Genomic DNA, 6,000 nt, shown 5'->3' with positions numbered 1-6,000 from the left:
GTTCGATCCCCGTCTTCCGCTCCATATTTTAAGCGCCCTTAGCTCAGCTGGATAGAGTATTTGACTACGAATCAAAAGGTCGGGAGTTCGAATCTCTCAGGGCGCGCCATTTTTTATTAGTAACACCGTATCGGGATGTAGCTCAGCTTGGTAGAGCACCTGCTTTGGGAGCAGGGGGTCGCATGTTCAAATCGTGTCATCCCGATAGTTACGCGGGTGTAGTTCAATGGTAGAACTTCAGCCTTCCAAGCTGGTAGCGTGGGTTCGATTCCCATCACCCGCTTCAAAACAAGAGATCACCTTAGGGTGATCTTTTTGTTTTGAACGGGAAAGGGAGAGAATCCTCAATGGGTTCGACCGCCCGCGAAGACATCTTAAGTAATCCCAAGTAGGGCGAGCGTCCAATCAACCACTGGTTGCTTCCGAAGGAGGCAGGAGGCCGCTTTTTGAAGCAAATCGGCATCTTGCACGCACTACTTTAGAGAACTACAAGGACTTATATGTTCACTAAGGTGATCTTATTATGTGAATTGGGAAAATAGCGGACTGTAATTTCGATTGCAGATTGAGAGTATGGTTGCCTCGACAGAAAGCATGTTTTTAATGGATTTACAGTAGTCTTTTCTTAGCGCATACATTAATTACCACGCCCTAATAGGGGCTTTTTTTATTTTACTACTATGTGCAAAGGACGGATTGTGGTAAAATATTCTGAAATGAGTTTTTGTAACGTTAAGCTTTTATAGAGAGAAGCATTAATGCAACATAGTGAATAGATGAGGTGGAGAGTTATGTTAGAGAATGTAATCGGCCTACAAAAGCAAGGAACGAATAACCTGCTTCGCAGGGACGTACGCTTCTTGGGGCACATACTAGGTGAAGTTCTGGTACATCAGGGCGGCAATGATCTCCTCGAGGTTGTCGAGAAAATTCGTGAGATGAGTAAGTCTTTAAGAGCACACTATGTCATTGAAATCTATAATGAGTTCAAAGAAACGATTTCTTCACTTGATCCGGAAATTCGCCATCAAGTGATTCGAGCCTTCGCTATTTACTTCCAGCTTGTTAATATTGCTGAGCAGAATCATCGGATTCGTCGTAAAAGAGATTACGAGCGTTCCTCCGGTGAATCCGTGCAGCCTGGTTCCATAGAGAGCATTGTACAGGAACTAAGAAACAATCATGTCCCTTTTGAAGAAGTACAAGAAATTCTTAAAGCTATCTCCTTAGAGCTTGTTATGACTGCACATCCAACGGAAGCAATGCGCAGAGCAGTACTTGATATAAATCTGCGTATTTCAGATGATATGATGAAGCTAGATAATCCGATGCTAACTTCTCGTGAGCGTGAACAGCTGCGTGAGAAGCTGTTAGGAGAAGTTCTGAATCTATGGCAGACGGACGAACTGCGTGATCGTAAACCAACGGTAATCGACGAGGTTCGTAATGGGTTGTACTATTTTGACGAAACTTTGTTTGATGTATTGCCAGAGATTTATCATGAGCTTGAGCGCTGCCTAAATAAATATTACCCGCAGGATACTTGGCACGTGCCTTCTTTCTTGAAGTTCGGTTCATGGATTGGTGGAGACCGTGATGGTAACCCATCCGTGAGAGCAAATGTTACGTGGGAAACGCTTGGACTTCACCGTCAGCTGGCTTTACAAAAGTATGAAGAAGTTCTGAAAGAAACGCTAGAACATATGAGCTTCAGCAAAAATATTGTGACGGTTAGCGAAGCTTTATTGGAGTCCATTCAGTGCGACCGTGTAGCGCTTGGCAATGTGCAGGATGTATGGCGCAATGAGAAAGAGCCCTACCGTATCAAAACTACGTATATGATCGAAAAGGTCCATAACACTGGCAACCCTAATGTGCCAACAAGCCAGAAATATAACAGCCCAGATGAATTTATTAATGATTTGCATATTATTGATGCTAGCTTGAGATCCCATTATGCAGATTACGTTGCTGACAAATATATTAAAAAGCTGATTCGTCAAGTTGAGCTGTTCGGCTTCCACTTAGCTGCGCTTGATATCAGACAGCACAGTAAAGAGCATGAATCAGCTATGACTGAGATTTTGGCGAAAATGGGTATTACGAGTGACTACAGTAAGCTGTCTGAAGAGGAGAAAATTTCGCTTCTGACGGATGTTCTGAATGATCCAAGACCAATCACTTCAACTTATCTAGAATACTCCGAAGGCACGAAAGAATGCTTAGATGTTTACCGTACGGTAGGCGAAGCGCAGAAGGAGTTTGGACGCAATTGTATCAATAGCTACCTAATCAGTATGACACAGGGTGCTAGTGATCTTTTGGAGGTTGTTGTTTTTGCGAAGGAAGCAGGTCTATATCGCAAAGAGAGCGATGGCAGCGTAACAAGCACGCTTCAGTCGGTACCTCTTTTTGAAACAATCGACGATTTGCATGCGGCACCAGGCATTATGAGCACATTGTTAGCCATTCCTGCTTACCGTGATAGCATTGACCCGGTTACACAGCTTCACGAAATCATGCTTGGTTACTCGGATAGCAATAAAGATGGTGGAGTGATCACAGCGAACTGGGAGCTTCGGATGGCGCTTCAGGACATCACAGAAGCTGCGAAAAAATTTGGCGTGAAGTTGAAGTTCTTCCATGGCCGTGGTGGTGCACTGGGGCGCGGCGGTATGCCGCTAAACCGCAGTATCCTTGCACAGCCTGTAGAAACGCTTGGTGGAGGCATTAAAATCACAGAGCAAGGGGAAGTATTGTCATCTCGCTATTCTTTGCAAGGGATTGCTTACCGCAGCTTAGAGCAGGCGACTTTCGCGTTAATTACAGCGTCCCAATTATCGCGTTCCCCACAAAGACTTTCCCAAGAAGACAAGTGGGAGACGATTATGCGCGGTATTTCGGAGCAAGCACAGACGAAGTATCAGGATCTCATTTTCCGAGACGAGGACTTCTTAACTTTCTTCAAAGAATCCACACCGCTTCCTGAGATTGGCGAGCTGAATATCGGTTCACGTCCATCCAAGCGTAAAAATAGCGACAGATTCGAAGATTTGCGTGCAATTCCGTGGGTATTCTCCTGGACGCAAACTCGTTATTTGCTTCCTGCTTGGTATGCAGCTGGTACAGGTCTGCAAAGCTTTTATCAAGGGAATGCAGCGAATCTAGGGACATTAAAAGACATGTACGAAGAATGGTCATTCTTCCGTACGATGATTGATAATCTGCAAATGGCACTAGCCAAAGCAGATCTGCAAATCGCCAAGGAATACGGGAATTTAGTGAAGGAATCAGCCATCGCAGAGCGTATTTTCAATCTGATTAGGGAAGAATATGAATTAACTTCTTCGATCATTTTGCAAATTACAGGTCAGCAAGAGATTTTGGATAATGTTCCTGTTATTCAAGAGTCAATCCGTCTTCGTAATCCATACGTTGATCCGCTTAGCTATATGCAGGTTGAACTGCTAACAGAGCTTCGCGCACTGCGTGAAAACAATGAGGACGATGCGACTTTGCTGCGTGAAGTCCTGCTTACAATTAACGGTATTGCAGCTGGACTGAGAAATACGGGCTGATAATATACAGTGCATAAGCGTATAGACAGGATGATAAAGTCGGGGGCCTCGTATATCGAGTGCAGCTCGACTTTTCCTGTCCTATACATGGTGCCCATAGACGGACGGAGGCTTATTAACTGCATGGGGCGATGGTTAGCGATTGTTCTTGTCCTTATAGGTGCATCAAGTTATGGCTTGCTTTCCTCTTTTATCAAGATGGCTTATGATCAAGGATATATGGATGGGCAAATTACGCCTGCTCAAATGACGATGGGAACCTTGCTCGTATGGCTGTTGATTCTTTTTCATAAAAAGTCTTGGGCTAATCCTTTCAAAGGTCCTTGGGTAAAGCTAGGTCTGATTGGTATTTTTGGGTTGGCGTTAACGACTGTGTTTTACAACATTGCCTTGCAAGAATTGAATGCTTCTTTATCGATTATTTTATTATTTCAGTTTACGTGGATGACAATCGGAATGGATTGTATACGAAAACGAAGACTGCCAACGAAGTCAGAAGGTATTGCGGTCGCATTCATCCTTGTAGGGACTGTTCTTGCCGTGAATATTCTGAATACGAGCTGGGAGCAGTTCAGTTACCTTGGGATTGTATACGGACTATTATCTGCATTAACGTACAGCACCTTCCTCTTTTTCACAGGTCAGGTAGTTAGTCCTCTTCCGCCTCTAATGAACTCAGCCATCATGCTAACTGCGACGATTCCAGTGATATATGTCTTATATCCCCCTACGGTTTTTGTGCAAGAGAATGGAAGCGAACTGCTGCTGTGGGGTCTTCTTCTGGGTTTTCTAGGACAGGTTGTGCCCACGATAGCTTTTAACATCGGTATTCCCCGAATTGGCAGTACACTTGCAGCTATGTTAGGTTCGGTTGAGCTTCCAGTGGCGATTATCGCTGCGTATTTAATTATTGCAGAACCGGTAAATGGGTTACAATGGGTAGGGATGGGTTTAATTTTGGTTGGAATCCTAATTTCTGAAAACAAAGCGTAATTTCTGCGTATGTATTAGAAAAGAATCGAATTGCCTAAGAAGCCGGAGGAAATCGAATTGAATTTTGTTGAAGCACGTCTGGCTAAACTGGCCAGAAATGGGGATCGAAATGCTTTTGCAGAGCTTGTAGAGCTCTATAAGGATAAGATCTTTCACTTGGCTTACCGTATGCTGAATAACAAACAAGAAGCCGAGGATGCGGTGCAGGAAACATTCTTGCGGGTATACACCAATTTGCACCGATATGATGAGAATCAGAAGTTTTCAACTTGGATTTTTCGAATTGGGACGAATCTGTGTATCGATAAACTGCGTAGAAGAAAGAATACGTATTCTTTAGACGCGGAAATGCCGGACGGAGAAGGCAATGACTATTATGCCATGCTGCCAAGTCATGAAGACACGCCTGAGAAGCAAATTATTGTGTCTGAGACGCAGGAGCAGATCCGTAGAGCTATTGATACATTACCGGAAAAATATAAATCAATCGTCATTTTACGATATCTACAGGATATGTCCCTTCAAGAGATCTCTGAGGTGCTTGAGATGCCTGTAACAACGATCAAAACACGTGTACATCGCGGGCGAGAGTACTTGCGCAAACGGTTAGAGCAGGAGGAACAAGATGCCAATACAAATCCTGTTCCAGGATGAAACATATTTAAATTCGAAACGTATGGTATATCACAACATGCAAAAGTCTAAGAAAGGGGTGGCTGCCCGATGAACTGCAAAGAAGCCCTCCCGCTCATACATGAATATCTAGACGGTGATTTGCAAGGATCGGATTCTCGGCTATTAAAAGAACATCTGATTGCTTGTCAGGCCTGTCATGCTTTATTCAAACAATTAGAGAAAACAGATGCGCTAGTTAGAATGCTGCCACCACTAAGAGCTTCTGATAGGCTGACAGATCAGATTATGAGCGGACTGCCTCCAATGAAGCAAAGAAGTGGCTGGATGGACTTCATTCGCAGGCATCCTGCTGGTTCGGTAGCTGTCGTTTTCGGCGCCGTTATGTTCGGTAGCTTCATGTCCATGTGGAATGATGATACGAATCTGATGGTCAAAGGAAGCAACCTTCAGGATGTAATTATCCAAGGGGATACGGTTATTGTACCGCAGGGCCATACTGTGCAGGGAGATCTCGTTGTACAACGGGGAACGCTGAAGGTGGAAGGCGATGTAACAGGTAATTTAACTGTTATCGATGGCACACTGAATTTGGCGTCTACCGCGCATATTTCGGGTCAAGTTACACAGGTGAATGAAGCAATTGGTTGGGTTTGGTATAAATTAGGCGAGTTCGTGGGGATGCTCTCGAATTAGCTTGAAACGTCTGCCGTTGGCTTTGAGCCGAAGGGGGCGTTTTTTTTTAGGCACATTGAACCAAATCAACTGGGAAACACTCAGATAAAGAGAGAAAAAT

At 44.2% G+C, this 6,000-nt stretch carries 4 protein-coding genes and 3 tRNA genes; all 7 read left to right on the top strand.

What is annotated here, in order from left to right; all coding sequences use genetic code 11:
* Positions 1-32: 32 nt before the first annotated feature.
* A tRNA-Arg gene (locus AC58VC_RS35635) sits at positions 33-109 on the top strand.
* A gap of 22 nt (positions 110-131) precedes the next feature.
* Positions 132-205 (top strand) — tRNA-Pro (locus tag AC58VC_RS35630).
* Positions 206-212: 7 nt separating this feature from the next.
* A tRNA-Gly gene (locus AC58VC_RS35625) sits at positions 213-283 on the top strand.
* A gap of 508 nt (positions 284-791) precedes the next feature.
* The gene (gene ppc / locus AC58VC_RS35620) at positions 792-3,578 is read left to right on the top strand and encodes a phosphoenolpyruvate carboxylase (protein WP_497376264.1); all 2,787 of its coding nucleotides are present in this window, start codon (positions 792-794) and stop codon (positions 3,576-3,578) included.
* 123 nt (positions 3,579-3,701) lie between these two features.
* Entirely contained in the window at positions 3,702-4,571 is an 870-nt protein-coding gene (locus AC58VC_RS35615; protein WP_497376263.1) for a DMT family transporter, read from the top strand.
* A gap of 57 nt (positions 4,572-4,628) precedes the next feature.
* Complete coding sequence (sigW, locus tag AC58VC_RS35610) at positions 4,629-5,225, top strand: RNA polymerase sigma factor SigW (RefSeq protein ID WP_497376262.1); 597 nt, start codon at positions 4,629-4,631, stop codon at positions 5,223-5,225.
* A gap of 69 nt (positions 5,226-5,294) precedes the next feature.
* The gene (locus AC58VC_RS35605; RefSeq protein ID WP_497376261.1) at positions 5,295-5,900 is read left to right on the top strand and encodes a zf-HC2 domain-containing protein; all 606 of its coding nucleotides are present in this window, start codon (positions 5,295-5,297) and stop codon (positions 5,898-5,900) included.
* Positions 5,901-6,000: the final 100 nt, after the last annotated feature.

This window comes from Paenibacillus sp. J22R67 (assembly GCF_059692175.1).
Note: the sequence above shows the minus strand (reverse complement) of the source record. Positions and strands in the feature narration are given on the sequence as shown.